Below are 21,815 nucleotides of genomic sequence, written 5' to 3'. Positions count from 1 at the left end.
TGCTCCTTAGCGGGATGATGCGTCTGAAAATTCGGTGCGGCCATTTGCCAGCCAGGTGCTAGCTATGCCCTCGAAGGGCGGATGTAGCCCGCTGACGGACCGAAGCAGTGCTTCGGCCTCGGCGCGAATGACTAGTACAAGCTCGTGGGGGTAGCTCATCTGCACCGCGTGCTCGGTGAACTCGTCCTCGTCATCGAGGTAAATGCCGCGGGATCGAGAATCCACGACGTCCAGGTCCATGTCCACGGAATTGACTTCCCAACCACCACGGGCCAAGGTTCGCCAGCCAATTTGGGTGGAGAGGTCAAGGTAGGTGCGGAAGTCTTCGTTGTTGTCGTCATAGAAGGTACCCAGCCAGGAACCACGGTGTGGAATCAGGCAGACCGCGTCGCTTTCGGCCCAGTGGCCGTGTCCGGGACGCGAAACTAGAGACCCCGCCGGTTGATAGATCCAGTGACCATGGGCGTCGTGGCCGAGGTAGTACCCGGGGACCACCCAGTGCGGCGCCCCGTTGTACTTCCAGGCGCGAGCCACCACGATGTCCCCCGGCTGAGCTCCGGTGAGCTCCCGCGGCAGGTTCGCGGGCACCGGCGCTGCGGCGCTCACAGCTGTGGAATCTGTCCGGTAGGCATTTCGGCTCCGGGTAGCGGCCGGGCGAAAGGCACCTTGGTGCCCAGCACCTGAGCCAGCGTGTCATTGGCGATGCGATCGGCGGTGAGACCCACCCGCTCCATGACCTGGCCGCGGGTACCGTGAGCCAAGAACTCGGTGGGCAGGCCGACCTCGTTCAGCGCGGTGTCAACTCCCGCGGCGCGCATTTCCTGGCGGATACGCGAACCCACGCCACCGGCGCGCACCCCGTCTTCGACACACACCACGATGCGGTGACGGGCAGCAAGACCGATGATGGACCGTGGCACCGGAAGCACCCAGCGTGGGTCAACCACCGTGACGGTGATGCCCTGGGCATGCAGACGGGCAGCAACGTCCATGCACAGTTCGCTCATGGCGCCGACCGACACGATCAAGACATCGCGTTCTTCGCCGGCTCCCAATTTGGCCAGGATATCCACGCCGTCGTGCAGGCGTTGGATGGCCACGATTTCCGGGCCCACATTGCCCTTGGAGAAGCGGACAACCGAGGGGGCATTGGAAATGGCCACTGCCTCGCGTAATTCTTCACGTAGCCGGACCGCGTCGCGCGGAGCGGCCAAATGCAGGTTGGGCACGATCTGCATGAGCGCCATGTCCCACATGCCGTGGTGGCTGGGCCCGTCCGGTCCGGTGACTCCGGCACGGTCTAGCACCACCGTGACACCGGCCTTGTGCAGGGCCACGTCCATGAGCAGCTGGTCAAAGGCGCGGTTCAGGAAGGTCGCGTAGACGCAGACCACCGGGTGCAGGCCGCCGAAGGCCAAGCCTGCGGCGGAGGTCATGGCGTGCTGTTCGGCGATGCCCACGTCCAGGACGCGCTCGGGGTGGCGTTCGGACATGGTTTTCAGCCCCACCGGCTGCAGCATCGCGCCGGTGATCGCCACAATGTCCTTACGCTCATCGGCGATGTTGGCGATCTCCTCGCCAAAGACACTGGTCCACGAGCGGGCCGAGGCCTTGGAAACCGGTTCTCCGGTCTGCGGATCGATGACACCAACGGCATGGAATTGGTCGGCTTCATCCGCGCGGGCTGGTGCGTAGCCGCGGCCCTTTTCGGTCAGTGCATGCACGATCACCGGTCCACCGTAGTTGCGTGCCTGTTGCAAAGCCTGTTCTACCGCGGCTTGGTTGTGCCCGTCGATGGGGCCGATATATTTCATGCCCAGGTCTTCAAAAAGACCCTGGGGTGCCCACCAGTCCTTGATGCCCTTTTTGGTCGCGTGCAGCGACTTGTAGGTGAACTGGCCAACCACGCCGGAGTCCTTCAGGCGGCTTTTGAGCTTGTCCATGGTGTTTTCGTAGGCCGGATGGGTGCGGAACATATCCAGGCGCTGACGCAGTCCGGCCAGCTGGTCAGCCAGCCCACCAATGGTTGGTGCGTAGGAACGGCCGTTGTCGTTGACCACGATGACTACTCGACGGTCCTTGTCGGCAGCGATGTTGTTCACGGCTTCCCAGGCCATGCCACCGGTCAGGGCACCGTCGCCCACCAGCGCTACGACGTACCGGTCGGTTTCGCCGGTGAGTTTGCGGGCTCGCGAAATCCCGTCCGCCCACGACAGCGACGAGGAGGCATGCGAAGACTCAACAATGTCGTGCTCGGATTCGCCGCGATCGGGGTAACCCGACAGCCCGCCCTGCTGACGCAGCGTGGAGAAGTCTTGGCGGCCGGTCAGCAGCTTATGGACGTATGACTGGTGGCCGGTGTCAAAGACAATGGAGTCATTGGGTGAGTCAAAGATTCGGTGGATGCCGAGTGTCAGTTCAACCACGCCGAGGTTGGGACCGAGGTGTCCGCCGGTCCTGGCCACGTTGCTGATCAGGAATGAACGAATTTCCTTGGCAAGTTGCTGCATTTTGGCCGCGTCCAAGCCACGAAGGTCCCGCGGTTCCTTGATGGTCTTTAGCAATGGCACGGATGCAGTCCTTTCGAGATGGCAAATACCCGTTTAATCTTACCGCTCGGCGCTTGCCTTCGGGCACCAAGGCGGTGTAAGGCACAGTGTTGACCCCCACCATGGTCACTAAGTTGGGCCAGTTTAGCCAGCCTTGCATAAGATCGAAGGAACCGGCAATGGCCGCACCGGTATGCCCCGATCAAATCCAGCAAAGGAACTCCTCTCACCATGACTCAGGCGAATAGCAGCTCCCCCACCGTCCTTTTTGTTTGCAATACCAATGGTGGTAAATCGCAAATCGCTGCCGCTCTGCTGCGCAACTCCCTCGGTGCTGGCGTCACGGTTCAATCGGCGGGGCTGATTCCCGCCCGCCACATCAATGAGCTGGCCGCGGATGTTGTTGCGGACCTCGGGGCAGATATGCGCGCAGAGGTCCCGACCGCGTTGACCGATCAAGCGCTGCGTGCCGCTGACCGAGTGATCATTGTTGGGCAGGCTGAGGTCCCGGAGCTTGAGGGAGTCACGATGGAACGCTGGCTGCCTGCCGAAGCACCGGCCGCGCTGAGCACCGAGCGCGAGCGCATGGAGTTCCTGCGTGATGATATTGCCACACGGGTACAAACGCTTAAAACGGTGTTGGAGTCCGAAGGGCTCTAGTTTCCGTTGTCCCCGGGTGCCATCAGCAAATACTCTTCAATGTCTTCCCCCACCTCCAGTGCTTCAACCCCCGGGGACGCCAGCAATGCGCCCATGAGCGCCCGGCTGCCGCCGACAATCGTTGAGTCGTAGTCAACCTCGGTCACCAGTACCCAGGCGCGGTCGGCTGGCCACAGAATATTTGGCGAGTGTGCATCGCCCTCAGCGTCGGCCCACGGCGCACGGCTCGGCCACTCGGGATCTGTGAATTCGGTGATTCCCGCCGAATATAGCCGGTGGGTGCGGCCGGGGAGTTCGAGCCGCCCAGGGGGTGCCAGCGATTGTGCAGGGTGCGCCTTGGCGCGGACTCCCTCGGTGAGCCATCGAATGGTGTTCAGTACATTCCGGGCTTTGGACGAAGAGTAGCGCACCGAGTTTCCCGATCCCCAGCCCTCCCACAACGCGGCAACCCCATTTGCCGGGGTGCTGGTGTGGCGGGACAAAATGACAGCCACACGTGCCAGGGTATGCGCGTCGAGGAAACCTTCTTCGGTTTCGCCGTAGCGCCATCCTTGCGCATCCACCCAGGGCTTGGACGGATCAATCCCAACGGGCGGCACCAGCTCGGCTCCGTGAGAATATCTCTCGACCCGTTTTCCCTGCACGGCCGCGACGGTGGCCCAGGAGACCAGCTCGTCTTCCATGGCGGGAGTTTCTGAAGTCAACACCGTCTCCCAGGTTTCAGGCGCCTTCGGCCGATCTCGAAGGATGGGGTGCAAGATGCGTGCGTAGGCCTCGAAGCCTCGGGGAACGAAGGTATTTGGGGCACCAAAGCTGGTTGCCAGTCGCGCGTGGAGCCAGCGCCCAGCTTCGTCGCTGCTCAGTGCGGCGAAGGTTCCCGGGGTGTTGTTATGCACATTCATCTTCGTTCCCTCCGTCCGCCTGGTCTTGTGCTCGAGACTATCAACCAGGTCGCATTAAAAGCCGCGAGGGTGGATTCAATGAGGAGTATTCCTCATTGAACCCACCCTCGCGAGCGTGGATCAAACGCTAGCTCATTAGCTGGCGGAGATCTGACGCAGAACGTACTGCAGGATGCCACCGTTACGGTAGTAATCTGCTTCGCCCGGGGTATCGATGCGCAAAACGGCGTCGAAGGAGACGGTCTTGCCGTCTTCTGCCACGGCGGTGACCTTCAGGGTCTTGGGGGTGGTGCCGTTGTTGAGTTCGGTCACTCCCTCGACTGCAAAGGTCTCGGTGCCGGTCAGGCCCAGGGTCTCGGCGTTTTCGCCAACCGGGAACTGCAGGGGCAGAACGCCCATACCGATCAGGTTGGAGCGGTGAATACGCTCGAAGGACTCGGTGATGACTGCCTTAACACCCAACAGTGCGGTGCCCTTGGCTGCCCAGTCACGCGAGGAGCCCGAACCGTATTCCTTGCCACCCAAAACGACCAGCGGGATGCCCGCTGCAGCGTAGTTCTGCGCAGCGTCGTAGACGTAGGCCTGCGGTGCACCCTCGACGGTGAAGTCGCGGGTGAAGCCACCCTCAACGTTGTCAAGGATCTGGTTGCGGATACGGATGTTCGCGAAGGTGCCGCGAATCATGACCTCGTGGTTACCACGACGTGAGCCGTAGGAGTTGAAGTCCTTGCGATCCACGCCGTTGGCCAGCAGGTACTGTCCAGCCGGGGAATCAGACTTGAACGAACCGGCCGGGGAGATGTGGTCGGTGGTGACCGAATCGCCCAGCTTCAGCAAGACGCGGGCACCGGCAATGTTCTGCACCGGATCCGGAGTTGCCTTCATGCCCTCGAAGTACGGGGGCTTACGAACGTAGGTCGAATCCTCGGCCCACTCGAAGGTGTTGCCTGCCGGAGTGTCGAGCGCCTTCCAGCGATCGTCGCCGTCGAAGACACCTTCGTAACCCTTGGCGAACATGCCCTCATCGATGGAGGAATCCATCGTGGCCTGAACCTCGGTCGGGGTCGGCCAGATGTCCTTGAGGAACACCTCGTTGCCGTCGGTGTCGGTGCCCAGGGAATCGGTTTCGAAGTCGAAGTCCATGGTGCCAGCCAGGGCGTAAGCGATAACCAATGGCGGGGAAGCCAGGTAGTTCATCTTGACGTCCGGGTTGATGCGGCCTTCGAAGTTGCGGTTACCCGAGAGCACGGCGGTTGCGGAGAGGTCGTGAGCCTGAATGGCTTCGGAGATCTCTGCGTCCAGCGGGCCGGAGTTACCGATGCAGGTGGCGCAGCCGTAACCCACGACGAAGAAGCCAAGCTTCTCCAGGTACGGCATGAGGCCGGACTTTTCGTAGTACTCGGTGACAACCTTGGAACCCGGAGCGACCGAAGTCTTGACCCACGGCTTGGACACCAGACCCTTTTCCACTGCCTTGCGTGCCAGCAGAGCTGCGGCAAGCATGACCGAGGGGTTGGAGGTGTTGGTGCAGGAGGTGATCGAAGCGATCGAGACCAGACCGTGGTCGATGGAGAAGCTTGTTCCATCGGCCTTGGTGACCTCAACGGCAGTCGAGGGACGACCGATGTTCAGTTCGTCGGCTGCACCAGCGGCGTAGTTGTGGATGTCCTTGCGGAACTGTTCCTTCGCGCTGGAAAGCTCGATGCGGTCCTGCGGACGCTTCGGGCCGGCGATGGAAGGAACCACCGTCGAGAGATCGAGTTCGAGGAACTCGGAGAAGCGGATCTCGCGATCGGCGTCGTGCCACATGCCCTGTTCCTTGGCGTAGGCCTCTACGAGGTCCACGTTTTCCTGGGAACGGCCGGTCAGGCGCAGGTAGTCAAGGGTGACGTCATCGATCGGGAACATGGCCGCGGTGGAGCCGAACTCCGGGGACATGTTGCCGATGGTGGCGCGGTTTGCCAACGGAACCTGGGCAACGCCCTGGCCGTAGAACTCGACGAACTTGCCAACAACACCGTGCTTACGCAGCATCTCGGTGATGGTGAGCACCACGTCGGTTGCGGTGGCACCAGCGGGGATCGAGCCGTTGAGCTTGAAGCCAACAACGCGCGGGATCAGCATGGAGACGGGCTGGCCGAGCATTGCGGCCTCGGCCTCAATGCCGCCAACACCCCAGCCCAGCACGCCCATGCCGTTAACCATGGTGGTGTGGGAGTCGGTGCCGACGCAGGTGTCGGGGTACGCGCGAAGTACGCCATTGACTTCGCGGGTCATCACCGTGCGAGCCAGGAACTCGATGTTGACCTGGTGCACGATGCCGGTTCCCGGGGGAACTACCTTGAAGTCATCAAATGCGGTCTGGCCCCAACGCAGGAACTGGTAACGCTCCCCGTTGCGCTGGTACTCGATTTCCATGTTGCGCTCGAGCGCACCGGCGTTGCCGGCGACGTCGATCTGCACGGAGTGGTCGATGACCATTTCGGCAGGAGCCAACGGGTTCACCCGAGTCGGGTCTCCGCCTAGTTCCTTGACTGCCTCGCGCATGGTGGCGAGGTCAACGATGCAAGGAACACCGGTGAAGTCCTGCATCAAAACGCGTGCAGGGGTGAACTGGATTTCGGTGTTTGGTTCTGCGTTTGCATCCCACTGACCAATGGCCTTGACGTGTTCTGCGGTGATGTTCGCGCCATCTTCGGTGCGAAGCAGGTTCTCCAAAAGAACCTTGAGGCTGTACGGAAGGCTTTGCGCGCCTTCGACGGCGTTCAGCCGGTAAATTTCATATTCGTTGCCCTTGACGTCCAATACGCCCTTGGCACCAAAACTGTCCACATTGCTCACGGGGACTCCTCTCGCCGGAATTACATCTTCGTTGCACGCCCACACGGAAATCCAGTTAGGCGATCCTAACTGAGTTCACCTGTGTTTTACTGCGGCAGAGCTATAGACAGTCTATCCCCCGCCGCCCGCAAAACCCCGCCAACCCGACATTTTCTGGCTGAAAGGAGTCACATCATCGCTTAGTGGCGAACAAACAGTCCCACGGTTTCCATGTGGTGTGTGTGCGGATACAGGTCGATGACATCAACCGCTTCCAGACGGAATCCAGCGGACATCAGATCTGCCGTGTCACGGGCAAATGATGCAGGATCGCAGGAAACGTAGGAGATCTTCTTGGCACCCGAACGAACCATCGCCGAGACCGCTGCCTTACCGGCGCCGGTGCGCGGCGGATCAAGCACGATCGAATCCAGCTTGGCCTTGCGCGTATTCAATTCACGGGACAGCGTCTTTTCAACACGCCCCTGCGAGATGATGGCCTGCGGGAATTCGCGCAAGTTCTTCAGCGCATCCTTGCTGGTGCCCGGTGCCCCCTCGATGGAGAGCAGCATGCCGTCATCGCCCACGGCCTTGGCCAACGGGGCGCTAAAGAGACCTGCACCGGCGTACAGGTCGGCGATGCGTGTGCCATAACTCGGAGCCAGCTGGCTCATCACGCGCTCGATGAGTGTGGCGGGGGCCAGGCGGTGGATCTGCCAAAAGCCCTCACCGGTGACGCGGTAATCATGCCCGGCCACGGATTCCGAGAGCCAGGTCCGACCGCGCAATCGCTGCAGCGCACCACGTCCATCGGAGGCCGATCCTCCGACCTGAGTCAGCGCCGCGGCACTGGTGCCCTCGGGAAGGCGCTTGGCGGCGCGACCCGCGGCTCCGGCCACGGTACCGTCCTCGATGAACAGCACCAGCACCCCGGCGTCGTCACCGGATCCCACTGCCACCTCGATGCGGCTGATCCCAGCCAACGGTAGGTCCCACAGCTTCAGCTCGTTGATCTTCGGGTGCGCCAGCGGCATCTCCTTGATCGGCACCAGGTCATTGGAGCGGAAGGCGCTCATGGCCAGGCGGCCCTTCTCGTCGACCACAAATGCGGTTCGGGTGCGCCAGCCCAGGGCGTCGGCGGATTCACCCTCCGGTGCCACAACACCGGTGAAGCCGTGCTTGGTCGCGTCAATCTTCCCCAGTCGCGCCATCTGTTCCAGGAAGATCTGGCCCTTGATCTCGCGCTGAGCCTCGAGGCTGATGTGCCCAAATTCGGCTCCACCCACCGGGAGTACACCGCGGGCGGCTGCCAGCAGGGAATCTGCCTGCGTCCAGAAATGTGTCACCCGGTGCTCGGATGCCTCATGGACCTCAACAACGTCGCCACGCCAAAAGCGGGCCTTTTCACCATCATCCTGCACGGCAATGGATACCAGCTCGCCGGGAATTCCGTGACGGACGAAGATCACCCGGCCCTCGTGGCGGGCGACGGTGTGTCCGCCGTGGGCTGGCGCTTCGAGGCGCACCTTCAGGATATTTTCTTGCGTGCTCATGGCTTGTCTTTCGGATTGGAAATCGGAGTGGAGTTCAGGGGGCCCAAGCTCATCGAGGAATCCGATGAGGCAAGTCGCCATGGCACGGAGGCCACCACGACCCCGGGCTCGTAATGCAGGCGGTTTTTGATGCGCATGGCGGTTTGGTTGTGGACCAGCTGTTCCCACCAGCGGCCCACCACATACTCGGGAATGTAGACAACCACCAGGTCGCGGGGTGAGTCACGTTTGATGGAGCGAATGTGCTCAATCAGCGGCGCGGAAATCTCCCGGTACGGGGAAGCGAGCACAGTGATCGGCACCGGAATTCCCAGTTCCGCCCATTTGGCCAGTGTGGCCTCGGTCTGTTCGGAGTCCGCATCCACCACTATCGCATCGATCTTTGAGGGACGCGATGCGCGGGCGAAGGACAGCGCGCGCAGCACCGGCTTACGCACACTGGAAACCAAGACCAGGGCATGGACCCGGGCCGGGAGGGCAGTGGCGGAGTCGCGTTCGTCGATGGCCAGTTCCTCATCTACATCGACGTAGTGGCGGTGCAGCGCGTCCATCAGGATGAAGAGCACCGCGATGCCCAACACCGCGAGCCAGGCTCCGTGGATCAATCGGGTTCCCAGCACAATCACCAGAACCGCTGCCGTCATGAGGAAACCGGCGATATTCAACATCCGGGAGCGGTGAATGCGCGCGCGAACTCGCTTGTCCGGGGTCTGGGCCAATTCCCTGCCCCAGTGCTTGATCATGCCCAATTGGCTCAGCGTAAAGGAGACAAAAACACCCACCACGTACAGCTGAATCAGGGTGGGAACATCTGCGTTAAAGAGCCAGATCAGCACGATCGCGGCGATGGACAGCGAGAGGATGCCATTGGAGAATCCGAGGCGGTCCCCACGCGTGCGCAATTGGCGCGGCAGGTAGCCATCGGTGGCCAGATGCGAGGCCAGGTTGGGGAAGGAATTAAACGAGGTGTGCGCGGCCATCAGCAGCACCGCAACGGTCAACGCCAGCACCAGGTAGAAGCCCAACGACGCGCCACCAAAAATCGCCTCGGCCAGCTGCCCCAGGACCGGGTTTTGGATGTAGTCGGCGGGGATCGGTCCGCCGTTCAGCAACAGGTCCTGCGCGGGGTCTTCCACCACGTTCACCTTGACCGCACGGGCCAGGTACATGGTGCCCAGAGTCAGGATGGCGGCAAAGAGGCCCAGTAGCGCCAAGACCTTGGCAGCGTTGCGGGCCTTGGGGGCGGCGAGGATGTGGACGTTTGAAATCGGGACCTCAACACCGGTCAGCGCGGCAGATCCGGTGGAGAACGCGCGCAGTACCAGCAATACCCCGGCCAGCCCGGTCAGGCCATGTGGGTAATCCGGATCCGGCACCACGGCGAATCCGGCACTGGGCGAGGTGCCCAGCGAACCGGTGGCCGCATAGAGCCCACCAAGGGCCAGCATCACCAGCACCACGCCAATGAACAGATAGACCGGTGCCGCAGCACCCAGCTTGGAGCGGCCGCTGCCACGTAAGTTCAGCACGGTGAGGATCACCACTCCGGCGGTGGCAACCCACGCCTGGTGACCTGCCAGCGCGGGGAAAGCGGCGATGACGTAGTGCGATGCCGAGGAAATTGATACGGCCACCGTCAACACAAAGTCCACCAGCAACGCGGCGGCAACGGTGGTACCGGCCCGCGGGCCCAGGTTCACCGAGGCGATCTGATAGTCGCCACCACCGGAGGGGTAGGCCTTCACCGATTGCCGGTAGGAGGCAATGATCACCAGCAGGACGACCATGATGGCCAGGCCCACCGAGGGTGAGAAGGACATGGCAGCGGAACCGGCCAGCGCCAGGGTCAGCATCACCTCGTCGGGGGCGTAGGCGATGGAAGAGAGCGCGGAGGCGGAGAAAATGGGCAGCGCAAGGCGCTTACGCAGCGGAGCCTGTTTCAGCCGTTCGGTTCTGAAGGGGCGACCCACCAGAATTCGTTTCAGCGCGTCTAGGAATGAAAGCACGATCCAAAGCTAGTCGCCTTTGCTCCCCCTGTCATACACCACACCGTTCGCACGGACGTGAACAATCCCGCATCGGGGCCACAAAACGTGAAACACTGGTGGCCGAAGAGTGCCGCGCACCACCGCTGCGACACCTTGTGTGGGATTAAAGGATGGATCATGGCGCACTTCGTCATCATGGGTTGCGGCCGCGTCGGGGTGACCCTCGCCCACACATTAGACGATGCCGGACACTCGGTAGCGATCATTGATCAGGACGATCGGGCCTTTAGACGACTGCGCCGCGGCTTTACCGGGCTCAAGGTCTCCGGCGTCGGCTTTGACCGCGACACCCTGGAACGGGCCAAGATCTCCGAGGCCTACGCCTTCGCCGCGGTTTCCAGTGGCGATAACTCCAATATTCTTGCCACTCGGGTGGCCCGCGAGACGTACCACGTTCCGCATGTGGTGGCCCGAATCTATGACCCGGGACGTGCGGAAATCTACCAGCGTCTGGGCATCCCCACCGTGGCGGCCGTGCGCTGGAGTTCGGATCAGGTCCTGCGCCGCATCCTTCCGGAACATTCGCTCAGCGGCGATTTCCGGGAGGCCTCCGGCCGACTGATTCTAGGTGAGATCAATGTCCACGACGACTGGGCAGGATACGCCCTGGAGGATCTTGAGGCAGTTGCCCCCATCCGCATCGCCTACCTCTCGCGTTTCGGCGAGGGTGTTTTGCCGGTGCCCGGGATGCGGCTGCAACAAGGCGATATCGTCCACGCCATGATGCCCATCAACGCCGGCAAGGACATTGAAAAGGTCCTCTCCAAGGCACCCATCACAAGCACGGAGCAGAACTCGTAATGAAGGTCATGATTGCCGGCGCAGGATCAGTGGGTTCCTCCATTGCCAAGGAACTAATATCCCACGGGCACGAGGTGCTTTTGATTGATGAAAAGCCCGAGGTCGTCTCGCGCGCAGGGGTCCAAGGAGCTCGTTGGCTCTTTGGCGATGCCTGCGAGCTTTCGGTGCTCAAGGAAGCCAAGCTCGACGAGGTCGACGTGGTGGTATCCGCCACCGGCGACGACAAGGTCAACCTGGTAGTTTCCCTGCTGGCCAAGAGCGAATTTGGTGTCGGACGCACCGTGGGACGCGTTAACAATCCAAAAAACGACTGGATGTTTGACGACGCCTGGGGCGTGGATGTTGCCGTGAGCACCCCCCGGCTGATGACGGCGTTGGTGGAGGAAGCCGTGGAAATCGGGGATCTGGTGCGGCTGATGACCCTGCAGTCAGGGGTCGTGTCGATGGTGGAATTCACCGTTCCCCACGATTCACCGATGATTGGACGCACCATCGGTTCGGTGCCGTGGCCCAGTGATGCCACGGTGGTGGCGATCCTGCGCGATGACATTCCGCTGGCCCCGAGTCCGGATGACGTGATCGAAGGCGGAGACGAACTCTTCTTCGTCACCACGATCCTGGCCGAGGATGAGTTGCGCACGGTGCTGCGCAACTCCCCCGAGGAGTCTTAGTCAGCTAGCTGGGTGGTCGGACGCGAAATCATCCAGGCCACCCATAAACCGGCGGCGTAGAGCGGTACACCCATGGCCAGCCGTGCGGCTCCCAGTGCCGGAACATTATCGGCAAAGTAGAGCGGCACCTGAACCGCAAGACGCGCGGCAAAGACCGCAACCACAATCCAGGTTGCCCAGGCGTATTGGCGTGCGCGCAATTTCTGCGCACGCCATGAGGTGTTCTCCGAGCGGATAAATCCGAAAATCACGCCCATCACCGGCCACTTCACCAGGACCGAAATGATCAGTGCCGCGCCATAGGCCAGATTCGTGTAGAAACCGGGGACGTAATAGTCCTTGGCTTCACCGGTGGCCCGCGAGAAGATCGCACAGATGGCCACGCCGGCGAGTCCCGAGAGCGCCTGCGTCAAGTTTCCGCGGCGTACCAGACGAATAATGGTGAAGATCAGCGCCACGGCCACCGATGCGATCAGTGCGGTGTTCAGCTGTTGCCCAATGGTGAAAATGATGAGGAAAACCATGCCTGGCAGCAGTGACTCGGCCAGCCCACGCACCCCACCAATGGTCTTGAGCACGTCGATCTGTCCGTCCTCACGCCGTTCAATGCCGGCGTTGGCACCAATGCGTCGGGCCACTTCTTCGGCGTCGGGACCGTTTTCCCCGGGTTCCGGGATGTTCTCGGTATTGCTGCTCATGAAGGTGAATTCCTTGTGGGGTCAGGGAAATGGGGCTACGAGGCGGGCTAGTGCTTCTCGTGCGCGGGCAAGATCTCATATCGCGGGTTAAAGATGGTGGGCACCGAATCCAGCGGAGCAACCATGCCCTCATAGCTGAGCCGAGAACCCGCCACCAGCCCCGGGACCCGGCGCTGACCCACAAAGATCAACCGCAGGTGCACCACCGCGCTGCGGCGGCCGCCGGGGGGCGCCGGGCGGTCAACAATGGTCACCGAAAAACTCGGTGCCTGTTGTTGCGGCTGAATCGTCATGGATTCCACGTAGCCGCTGTGAATCACCCGTCCACGAACGGGCAATTCGGCCAGCGTATCAAGCCGTGTCACGGCCGTGGGCGTCGCGGTCACAGCTGCCGGTACCGGCGGCCTTGTCTTGAGCGTTTTGGCCTTCGCTACCTTGTCTTTGGGCACGAATCAGCCGATTTGAGTGGCTTCCGGACCACGTTCGGGTCGTTTGGTGTCGGGAACCGTGATTTCCGGTTCCTCCGCGGCGACCGGATGCGTATGTGGAGAAGCGGAGGCACCTGCGGGTACCGAAAGGGGAAGCAGCTCGGTCGGCGGCATCGGGGTGGAGCCACGCACCACCACGACCTGCGCCAGCGCGTCCTCCATGGTTTTGGATTCGGCCATGTCCGTCAGCGCGGTGCCACCGATGACGGCACGCAGGAACCAGCGCGGACCATCGATGCCCAGGAAGCGCAGTACCACGTGGCCGTGGGTCCCGTCCGGAGCCTGCTGCGGTACGCGGGCCAGCAATTCTTTGCCGAAGCGTCCCTCGACAGTTTCCGTTTCCCCACCCTGATCGGCAATGCCGCTGGCGATCTGCGCGGAGATCCCCGGCCAGAGCTCATCGGATTTGGGGGCAGCGAAGACCTGCAGCTGCATGCGTGAGCCACCAATTTCCATGGCCACGGCGATCACGCGCTGCGTCGACTCCTCCACCTCGAGGCGAAGCTGGAGCCCGGGAACCGGCTTGATGAGCAAGGCACCCAAATCCAGGTAGCCCTCGCTGTCCTCAAAGTCGTCCCCATCAAACGGACCCTCGCTGGTATCCCGCACCACCGCTGTCTTGGCCGGTGCCGGGCTTTGAGTACCCTCGGGCGATTGCTCCGGTTCGCTGACCGCTGGCGCGGGCGTTTCCGTGGAATCTGCCGCGGCTGCGTTGAGCTCGGCAATGGTCTGTTCGGGCTGCGCTACGTCGGCTGCCTTCTTGCTGCGCTTGAAAATCATGGAAGTTGCTCTCTTGCTATTTCGACCGTGAGATTTCGTGGGGCCTGATGTTAGCGGCCGGTATTTGCTGCTTCAAAGCCACCGGTGGAACCGAATCCGCCGGCACCACGTGCTGAGTCATCGAGGTCGTTGACTTCGATGAAGTGGGCTCGCTCGACCCTCTGGATGACCAGCTGGGCAATGCGGTCCCCGCGCTTGAGCACGATCGGGGTGTCTGTATCCGTGTTTAACAACGTGACCTTCACCTCACCACGGTACCCGGCATCGATGGTTCCGGGCGCATTGACCACGGTCAATCCGTGCTTTGTGGCCAGACCCGAGCGCGGGTGGACAAGACCCACATAACCCAGCGGAAGGGCCAGAGACACACCGGTGGGAACCAAGACGCGTTGTCCGGGGGCCAGGGTCACATCCTCGCGGGCACACAGATCGGCTCCCGCATCACCCTCGTGCGCATAACTCGGAACCGGTAATTCCGGATCGAGCATTTTCAGGGCAATATCGACTCGCGACTCGGACATGTATTTTCCACTCCAGGGGGTTCGGGGGCGTGTGCGGGCCAGGTTATGGCCGCTCGCGTACGCACTTAACTCTAGTCCCTCCGTCGTTGATCCATGGCAGGGTTGGCCCGCCCCAGCGCCTATGCTGGGAGGTATGGCCGAGAACATTTCCCCCGCAATTCCCGCAACCGTCCATTTCCGCGAAAAGCTGTGGCCTTCGTGGTGGGTCTGGCTGGCATCGCTGGGTCTGGGCATCACCGCCGCCGTAGCATTCCTGCCCATCGGCCTGAAGTGGGGAGTGATCGCCGGATTGGTGGCCCTGGCCCTGATCGCCTTTGCACTGCTGAACAGCACACCCACCATTGAGGTCACCGACGAGAGTGTGCGCGTTGGCCGCGCCACCATCGAGCGGAAATTCATCGGCGATGTTACCGGCTATCGCGGTGCCGACGCCTACCACCAGCGTGGCCCCGGCCTGAACGGTATCGCCTTCATGTGCATCCGCGGCTGGATTGATCCGGTGGTGCGCATCGAAATCACCGACGAGCGCGATTCCACCCCGTATTGGCTCACCTCAACCCGACGCCCCGAAGAGCTGACCTCGGCACTCGGTGGCCTGATGGTGGAATACCGCAATGCCACGGATGCGGGCGACGACACCACGGATACGGCTCCTACCGCGGGCGATGGTGACGCTACCGGCACCGAGTCGGCTTAGCGTCACCGATCCCCCACGATTCAACAAAGGCGCCCGCCTCCCACCACCACTTTTTGTCAGTGGCAGCGTGGAGACGGGCGCCTTTTGTGTTCACTGCCTAGGCGTGGGGCCTTTAGCCTTCGCAGTCGGCGCAGAAGAGCAGACCGCCGCGTTCTGCGGCAATCTGCGAGCGGTGCCGCACTAGGAAACATGAGGAACAGGTAAATTCGTCGGCCTGGGCAGGCATCGCGAAGACCTGAATCTCCTCGCCGGAGAGATCCGCACCGGGCAGCTCATAGCTGTCGGCCAGTGCGGCCTCGTCCTCATCAATGAGATTTGACGCATTGGTGTTGGTATTGCGTTGCGCCTTGAGCTCCGGAAGAACCTCGGGCGTCTCGTCCTCGTTGGCATGCCTGCGAGGTGCATCGTAATCGGTGGCCATTTTTGCTGCTTCACACTCCGCTGATTCAAGCTGTAGTTCGTCTCGGGTCGGCCCCCTGTGATGCCATCGCATCCTAGGGGCGTGAAACCGGCGCGTTTGTTTGCGCTTATGCTTCAACGCAGAAACACTGAATTTTGTGCCCGGTCATCTCCGACTGTTCATCATCGCATCTCCGGGCCCAAGACAAGGAAATTCCAAGGGACTTTTCGCCGATTCTTCCACCTTGGTGGGAATAATCATCAAGCCGGTCCGCGCCACACCAAGGCGCTTCTTAGGTATTTGCCCCAGCAGGTGGCAGAGTTTTAGTCACAACACGACGGTTTGTGGAGGATAGTCATGCGTCAACTCCGACTAGTGGGAATCCACGAGAACGGTGAGAGCCTGCACGTAAGCAGCGAGGACGGCAACAGTTTTGTGTTGCCCATCGACGAAGCGCTGCGCAGTGCCCTGTCTCGAGCTGCCCGGGCCGACCGCTCGGTAGCCGCGGCATCCCCGCTCTCCCCCCGTGATATTCAATCTCGGATCCGTTCCGGCGCCACGGCAGAAGAAGTTGCCGCGGAATCAGGCATGGACCTCGATCGCATCATGCGCTACGAGGGACCGGTGTTGGCCGAGCGCGAGTACATCGCCTCCCAAGCCCGCAATGTGGAGGTTTCCGCCCCGCAGACGCACGAGGGCTACCGCAGCATCTTCGGTGAAGAACCGGCAAATTTGGGCGAAATGGTCGCGTACCGTGTCCACTCGCTGGGGATCACTAGCGAGTCACTGAACTGGGATGCCTGGCGTACCGCCGACGGCACCTGGGATGTGGTGGTTCGCTTTGAGCTCCCGAGTGTTGATGACAGCATTCGCTTGGATCAGGGTAACGAGGAGACCATTGCCAAATGGACCTTCCACCCCAGCCGCAAGTCGCTGCAGAACGCTAACCGCTGGGCCCAGGTGCTCAGCGAACTCGAACCTCTTGACGCCCCCGTCGGTGCCCGCCGTCTCACGGCCGTGGCAGATGCCCCCTTTGATGTTGAGGCCGCCGGAGAAGACGCCGATTCCGAGGCAACCGTCGCGGAATCCGAACAGCTTTTAGATGTCCTCAGCGCCCGTCGCGGGCAGCGCTTGGGCTTGGATGAAGAGGGTGACGACGCCCTGGCGGCGATGCTCTCACGTAACCCACACCCGGATGACGATCCCCGGTTGGCGGGCCCCGAGCCGAGCGATGATGGTCTGCCGCGGCTCTATGACGGCGTCAGCTCCCGCACCACCTCGATCTCCCTGGTCCCCACCCCAAGCAAGCCGACGGCCGAGGATCAAGAATCCGAGGATAACGGTGAGGACGAGGCCGGCGGCAAGAAAAAGGTTAAGCGTTCCTCGGTACCCAGCTGGGACGACATCGTCTTTGGCCGACGCAATAACAATAACGACTAAGCATCCATCGTGACGCTGTAGCGGCACGATACAACGATGGCCCGGTGGGCGGCGGAAATTTTCCGCACTCACCGGGCCATCGTTGTAACCTTCAGCGGGCTAGGACTTTTTCTTGGTGATTGGACGGGCCAGGGTCAAGAGGGGAATTTCGCATTCGGCCCGCGTCATCGAGCCATGTTGCCCCACCATCGTGAAGGCCGCAGGATTAACCCGGCGCCCATCGAGGAACGCGATGTCCTCGGCGGCAAGGATGAGCAGATCACCGATGCGTTCGCGCACCGCGGTTGCCACCTCACCAAAAAGACCGTGAGTAATCGCTTCCTCCCGACTCAGCACCCAGGCCTTGGACCCAAAGCGCTCTCGCCAGGCCTCGGCAACACCCTCACGCTTTTGAGCCGAGGTCTGCGCATGGAAGTGCAATTGCACCCCGCGCGGCTCCCCCGCCGTCAGCTCGACCCCGGCCACCAGTTCCGGGAATTGCGAGTAATCGATCCGCCAGTTCTCCTCCACGTCAACCATCCCGTGGTCGGCGGTGAGCAGCAGCAGCGTTCCGGCAGGAACTCGCGCGGCGAGCGTGCGCATCATCAGGTCTAGATCTTCGAGCGCATTGCCCCACTGCGAGGAGTCCTTCCCGAATCGATGCCCGGCCCGATCGAGCTCATTCCAGTACGCGTAGACCAGCGATCGTGGATTGGCTGCCAGCACCTCGCAGGTCGTTCGCACCCTGGCATGGGGAGATTCTGCCGCGGTGAATTGCGTTCCGCGCAGTGCCGCCTGGGTCAGCGCGGAGTCCTTGAACTTATTCAGTGACACCGTGGCCGTATGTACGCCGGCCGCGGCCACCCGTTCAAATACCGTCTGGTTCGGTTGCCAGGTGTGGGCGTTGAGGTCCTTGGGCCAGCCCCCGAGCTGGTTGACCACACGGCGCTTTTCCGGATCCACCACGTCATAGCCCACGACCCCGTGTAGCCCGGGAGCCAGCCCGGTGCCCAATGAGGCAAGCGACGCGGCGGTGGTGGAGGGGAAGGGCGACTGTAGTGTTGCCGCATTTTCCATCAATTTGCGCAGGAACGGGGCGTGTCCGCCGCGGGCCTTAAGAAGTGCCTTGCCCAGCCCATCAACCATGACTACGCAGATGCGATTGGCCACCGGCAGCCCGAGGATGTTGTCAAATCCCGGCACTCCCAGTGCCGCCGCCGCGCTGGGTAACAGCTCCGCGATGGTCTTGGTGCCGTAGGCCGGGGCCGCCGGCAGTGGAGCCGAGGGGGTCTTGCGGGTGATTGTAGCCACGAAGCTGTACTCTCCTGCGGCCTTAGCCTTGGTGGGTGTTGCGGCCGAAGCGGGATCCGACGCGTCCGCGGACCTCCGCTGCGGGTGCCGGAAGCGCGGCGGGCCGAGTTTCGGTGCTGCGCGGTGCCGAGGCGCGGCGGATGGCCTTGGCAAAGTTGCGTGCTGCGGTGACCGCTGCAACCCCATCTGCCTCCGCGCTGACGCGCAGCACCAGGTCCTCCTGCTGGGAGGTACCGGTGTAGCCGTGGTCGGCGTCGCAACCCGGATCCGCGCAGCCAGCCGGAGCCAGGTCGATGCGTTGTGCCCCAGCCCACGCGATGCCGACCGTCAGTTCCTTCACGGCATCGCCGGTGCGGTAGTTCTGCGGCTGGTGGTACACGTAGCTGGTGGCGACCGTGGTGACCTTGGAGAGCTGGACCAGTTCGGTGGAGATCTGGGCCATGACTTCTTTGCCCTTTTCATCCAGCTGCTGATCATCAACGTGGGCCACCACCAGGATGTCCTCGGTCAGGACCAGCACCGTGATGTGCCGGTGGACCTCGTGCTGGTCAAAGTGGGTTTCCAGGTGGACCAGGTGCTCGGTCGGCTCCCTGCCATCAAGCGCCTCAACAAGGATGTCTGTCACCATTTTTGGATAGAACCCGGCACGGTTAAGGTCGGCTTGGAGGTCGCGGCCCGGGGCCGAAGATAGGGGGGTCATGCCTCCTAGTCTACCCAAGGGCACCTGACTCAGTGGCGCATTGCCCGTCTAGCCGAATCGGTACGTTGCTCCGGATTGCCCAGCCAAAGTTCGGCCGAGAGCACCGTGGTACCCGAGGCCGTGGCCATGACCGGGTTGATTTCCAGTAGCGACAGTTCCGGATGATTATCCTTCAGCGTTGCTACCCGATTGAGCAGGTCTTCCAGCGCCTGAAGATCCACCCCGGGCAGTCCCTGATAACCACGCAATCTAGCCGCCGCACGCGGGGCGGCCACCAGATCGGCGACGTCGGTGTTGGTCAGCGGCGGCACCCCGTGAGCCCAGTCATCGAGCAGGTTCACCGCGTCCCCGGCCAGCCCGAAGGACACCACGGGACCCAGCAGCGGATCCTCCACTGCCCTGATCACGCAGCCCTGTCCGGCTGCTGCCATGGACTGCACCTCAAGATCGCCGGCGGCATAGGGGGCCAGGACCTCGCGCATATGGGTGATGTTGGAGCGCAGCGAGGCTTCGTCGGTGATGTTCAGCCGCACCCCACCTAAATCGAGGCGGTGACGCAGGTGTTCGTCGCGGGCCTTGAGGGCAACCGGGAATCCCAGCCGGGTGGCGGCCGCCACCGCCTCGTCGGCGGTATCAAAGCGCACCGATTGAAGCACTTTAATGCCGTAGTGGCCCAGTAAGACGGCGGCCTTGGCCTTGGACAGGCGCAACAGCTCCACACCGCGCAGGGTGCTGAGCTCGGCTTCGATGAAATCGGCGGCTGCCGCCGGGTTAATGCCGCCCGGTTCAATGACCTCGCCCTGCTCGCGCGAACGCCAGGTGGCATACCGCACCACGGCGGCCAGCGCATTTACCGCCACCCCGGGGCTGGAGTAACAGGGCAGTCCAAAGGCTTTCCCCGTCTCATCCATACCGGCAACAAGTACGCCATCTGCTTGGTCTCTTGGATCGATGATGCCGGGGAAGACGGCCACCACGGTTTTGCCTGTTGCGGCGGCCACCTCACGAAGACATGTGGCCAGCACTCCGGTGCTCAGTCCGGGCGTGGGCATCAGGGACACGATGGCGCAGTGCACCAGGGCGCTGGACAGTGCCGCGGAGAGCGTGGTGGATAAGAGTTCCATGGCCCGAACCTGGCCGCCCGCGAGTTCAAGCTCGGTCTCGGTGGTCACCACCTCAAGCTGATTTTGCTCGGCAGCATCTGCCAGTACCGAGGCCAGGGCGGCCGAATTGGAGACGATCGCCAGTCCGTTGCCTTGCGGAAGCGGCTGGGCGGTGACCAGTTGGGCGATTTCCATGAGTTCCTCATTGGTGCGCACCCGGATCACCCCGGATTGACGCAGCATCGCATCCACTGCCGCCGTTGGCGCCTGGGTGGTGCGTACCGCGTGCCCCGGCGGCAGCCGCAGTCCCATGACATCGGATTTAGCCACGATGACGGGTTTGGAGTGCGAGAGTCTTCTGGCGATACGAGAAAATTTGCGGGGGTTACCGAAGGATTCGAGGTAGAGCCCGACGGCGCTGGTGGCCGGGTCATCCTCCCAGAACTGCATGGCGTCATTGCCCGAGACATCCGCGCGATTGCCCGCCGAGACGATCGAGGACAGACCCACCTCGCGGCGAACCGATGCCGCGTACAGCAGCACACCGATGGCCGCCGATTGGCTGAAGATCCCCAGGGTGCCGCGCTTGGGCATCCCCGGTGCCACCGAGGCGTTAAGCCCGATGCTGGGATCGGTATTTACCAGGCCCAGAGAGGCCGGTCCCACCACGCGCATACCATTGGCCCGGGCCAGTCGCACCAGTTCGCGCTGACGCGCTAGCCCTACCTCGCCGTCCTTCTCAAAACCACCGGTGACGATCAGCAGTCCCTTGGCCCCCACCGCCGCGCATTCACTAATGATCCTCAGGATCTGATCCTGTGGCACGGCGATCACCGCTAAATCGATGGGTCCGGGGATTTCGCTCACCGAGGCGTAACTGGGGTTCCCGCCCAATTCGAAGGCCTGCGGGTTAACGCCGTAGACGGGCCCGGTAAATCCACCCTCAATAATGTTGTGCAGCAGGGTGTGACCGATGGCTCCCCATTCGCGGCTGGCGCCAATGACGGCGATGGAGGCCGGAGCGAGCATACCGGCCAACGATTTGGCTTCGGCGCGGTGTTCGCGCGATTCCATCACGGCGCGGGACTTCTCGGTTGGGTCGATGGAGAATTCGAGCATCACCACGCCCTCGTCGAAGTGACGTTTCACCGCGTATCCGGCCTCGGCAAAAACCGTGAGCATCTTTCGGTTCTCCGGCAGGACTTCCGCGGAGAAGCGTTCTATGTCATTTTCACGGGCCGCTGCCGCCAGATGTTCAAGCAGGATTGAGCCAACACCCATGCCCTGGTAGGCATCGGAAATGTTGAAGGCGACCTCCGCGTCGGTGGGGTCATCAAGCCGGTCATAACGACCCACCCCGATGATGTCATCCCCGCGGGTGACCACAAAGGCGACCCGGTCCACATGGTTCACCTCGGTGAAGCGTTTGAGCTCTTTCGCCGTCAGCGAGGATTTGTACGTAAAATAGCGCATGTAGACCGAGGACTCTGATTGTCCTCGATGCATTTTTTGCAAATTGTCGGCGTCGCCGGGTTGAATCGGACGTAGATGTGCCGTAGAACCGTTGCGCAGAACAACGTCTGCTTCCCAATGGGACGGATATTCACCGGGTTTACGACCATCCACCATAGGCTTAGCCTAGCGGTCGCCGTCGCATGAGCACTTGAATCGACGCGCCGGACCGGCCGCTACTA

General features: G+C 62.2%; 19 protein-coding genes. 5 read left to right on the top strand and 14 right to left on the bottom strand.

The genetic code is table 11. From position 1 onward, the window contains the following. Positions 1–6: 6 nt before the first annotated feature. Positions 7–606: a DUF402 domain-containing protein gene (locus tag KUF55_RS06915; protein ID WP_218818398.1), complete on the bottom strand. Its 600-nt coding sequence runs from the start codon at positions 604–606 to the stop codon at positions 7–9. Then, positions 603–2,570 (bottom strand): 1-deoxy-D-xylulose-5-phosphate synthase, encoded by a 1,968-nt coding sequence (gene dxs, locus KUF55_RS06910; RefSeq protein WP_132364912.1) that lies wholly within the window; start codon positions 2,568–2,570, stop codon positions 603–605. The genes KUF55_RS06915 and dxs overlap by 4 nt, the downstream gene beginning before the upstream one ends. Positions 2,571–2,780: 210 nt before the next feature. On the opposite strand from dxs, the gene KUF55_RS06905 reads away from it, so the two are divergent. Then, positions 2,781–3,209 (top strand): low molecular weight phosphatase family protein, encoded by a 429-nt coding sequence (locus tag KUF55_RS06905; RefSeq protein ID WP_218818397.1) that lies wholly within the window; start codon positions 2,781–2,783, stop codon positions 3,207–3,209. Here the strand turns inward: KUF55_RS06905 and KUF55_RS06900 are convergent. The 4 genes from KUF55_RS06900 to KUF55_RS06885 all read right to left on the bottom strand — a co-directional run bounded on the left by KUF55_RS06900 (position 3,206) and on the right by KUF55_RS06885 (position 10,490). After that, entirely contained in the window at positions 3,206–4,111 is a 906-nt protein-coding gene (locus tag KUF55_RS06900) for a hypothetical protein (protein WP_218818396.1), read from the bottom strand. The two genes, KUF55_RS06905 and KUF55_RS06900, sit on opposite strands and share 4 nt — an antisense overlap. A gap of 135 nt (positions 4,112–4,246) precedes the next feature. Next, a complete protein-coding gene (gene acnA, locus KUF55_RS06895; RefSeq protein ID WP_218818395.1) occupies positions 4,247–6,952 on the bottom strand; it encodes an aconitate hydratase AcnA in 2,706 nt (901 codons plus the stop codon). A 179-nt stretch (positions 6,953–7,131) separates the two neighbouring features. After that, positions 7,132–8,484, bottom strand: coding sequence for a class I SAM-dependent RNA methyltransferase (locus KUF55_RS06890; protein WP_218818394.1), 1,353 nt, complete (start codon positions 8,482–8,484; stop codon positions 7,132–7,134). After that, entirely contained in the window at positions 8,481–10,490 is a 2,010-nt protein-coding gene (locus KUF55_RS06885; protein ID WP_218818393.1) for an APC family permease, read from the bottom strand. The genes KUF55_RS06890 and KUF55_RS06885 overlap by 4 nt, the downstream gene beginning before the upstream one ends. A 159-nt stretch (positions 10,491–10,649) precedes the next feature. Between KUF55_RS06885 and KUF55_RS06880 the strand changes: the two genes are divergently transcribed. Beyond that, positions 10,650–11,333 carry a TrkA family potassium uptake protein gene (locus tag KUF55_RS06880; RefSeq protein WP_218818392.1) on the top strand — a complete coding sequence of 228 codons (684 nt, stop codon included), beginning with the start codon at positions 10,650–10,652 and terminating at the stop codon, positions 11,331–11,333. Further along, on the top strand, positions 11,333–12,004 hold the full coding sequence (locus KUF55_RS06875; RefSeq protein ID WP_132364905.1) for a TrkA family potassium uptake protein: 672 nt from the start codon (positions 11,333–11,335) through the stop codon (positions 12,002–12,004). Before KUF55_RS06880 ends, KUF55_RS06875 begins: the two co-directional genes overlap by 1 nt. Here the strand turns inward: KUF55_RS06875 and KUF55_RS06870 are convergent. From KUF55_RS06870 to dut, 4 genes are read right to left on the bottom strand one after another with little or no spacing between them, the layout of a single operon-like run. Beyond that, the gene (locus KUF55_RS06870) at positions 12,001–12,702 is read right to left on the bottom strand and encodes a DUF3159 domain-containing protein (protein WP_218818391.1); all 702 of its coding nucleotides are present in this window, start codon (positions 12,700–12,702) and stop codon (positions 12,001–12,003) included. The two genes, KUF55_RS06875 and KUF55_RS06870, sit on opposite strands and share 4 nt — an antisense overlap. A gap of 47 nt (positions 12,703–12,749) precedes the next feature. Further along, positions 12,750–13,151: a hypothetical protein gene (locus KUF55_RS06865; protein WP_255557362.1), complete on the bottom strand. Its 402-nt coding sequence runs from the start codon at positions 13,149–13,151 to the stop codon at positions 12,750–12,752. 3 nt (positions 13,152–13,154) lie between these two features. Then, positions 13,155–13,970, bottom strand: a complete 816-nt coding sequence (locus KUF55_RS06860; protein ID WP_218818390.1) for a DUF3710 domain-containing protein — start codon at positions 13,968–13,970, stop codon at positions 13,155–13,157. A gap of 50 nt (positions 13,971–14,020) precedes the next feature. Next, a complete protein-coding gene (gene dut, locus KUF55_RS06855; protein WP_218818389.1) occupies positions 14,021–14,491 on the bottom strand; it encodes a dUTP diphosphatase in 471 nt (156 codons plus the stop codon). 133 nt (positions 14,492–14,624) lie between these two features. Here dut and KUF55_RS06850 point away from each other — a divergent pair, with 133 nt between their 5' ends. Beyond that, the gene (locus tag KUF55_RS06850) at positions 14,625–15,188 is read left to right on the top strand and encodes a DUF3093 domain-containing protein (protein WP_132364901.1); all 564 of its coding nucleotides are present in this window, start codon (positions 14,625–14,627) and stop codon (positions 15,186–15,188) included. 112 nt (positions 15,189–15,300) lie between these two features. On the opposite strand, the gene KUF55_RS06845 is transcribed toward KUF55_RS06850, so the two are convergent. Next, positions 15,301–15,609, bottom strand: a complete 309-nt coding sequence (locus KUF55_RS06845) for a DUF4193 domain-containing protein (RefSeq protein ID WP_168153218.1) — start codon at positions 15,607–15,609, stop codon at positions 15,301–15,303. Between the two features lie 336 nt (positions 15,610–15,945). Between KUF55_RS06845 and sepH the strand changes: the two genes are divergently transcribed. Further along, the gene (sepH, locus tag KUF55_RS06840; protein ID WP_218818388.1) at positions 15,946–17,028 is read left to right on the top strand and encodes a septation protein SepH; all 1,083 of its coding nucleotides are present in this window, start codon (positions 15,946–15,948) and stop codon (positions 17,026–17,028) included. Positions 17,029–17,127: 99 nt separating this feature from the next. Here sepH and KUF55_RS06835 read toward each other — a convergent pair whose 3' ends face one another. Genes KUF55_RS06835 through KUF55_RS06825 form a run of 3 tightly spaced genes read right to left on the bottom strand, consistent with a single transcriptional unit; the run spans position 17,128 to position 21,750 of the window. Continuing rightward, positions 17,128–18,318, bottom strand: a complete 1,191-nt coding sequence (locus tag KUF55_RS06835; RefSeq protein ID WP_218818387.1) for an alkaline phosphatase family protein — start codon at positions 18,316–18,318, stop codon at positions 17,128–17,130. Between the two features lie 22 nt (positions 18,319–18,340). Beyond that, on the bottom strand, positions 18,341–19,018 hold the full coding sequence (locus tag KUF55_RS06830; RefSeq protein WP_218818386.1) for a DUF5998 family protein: 678 nt from the start codon (positions 19,016–19,018) through the stop codon (positions 18,341–18,343). 29 nt (positions 19,019–19,047) lie between these two features. After that, a complete protein-coding gene (locus tag KUF55_RS06825) occupies positions 19,048–21,750 on the bottom strand; it encodes a bifunctional GNAT family N-acetyltransferase/acetate--CoA ligase family protein (protein ID WP_218818385.1) in 2,703 nt (900 codons plus the stop codon). Positions 21,751–21,815: the final 65 nt, after the last annotated feature.

It is taken from the genome of Paeniglutamicibacter sp. Y32M11 (assembly GCF_019285735.1).
GTDB lineage: Bacteria > Actinomycetota > Actinomycetes > Actinomycetales > Micrococcaceae > Paeniglutamicibacter.
Note: the sequence above shows the minus strand (reverse complement) of the source record. Positions and strands in the feature narration are given on the sequence as shown.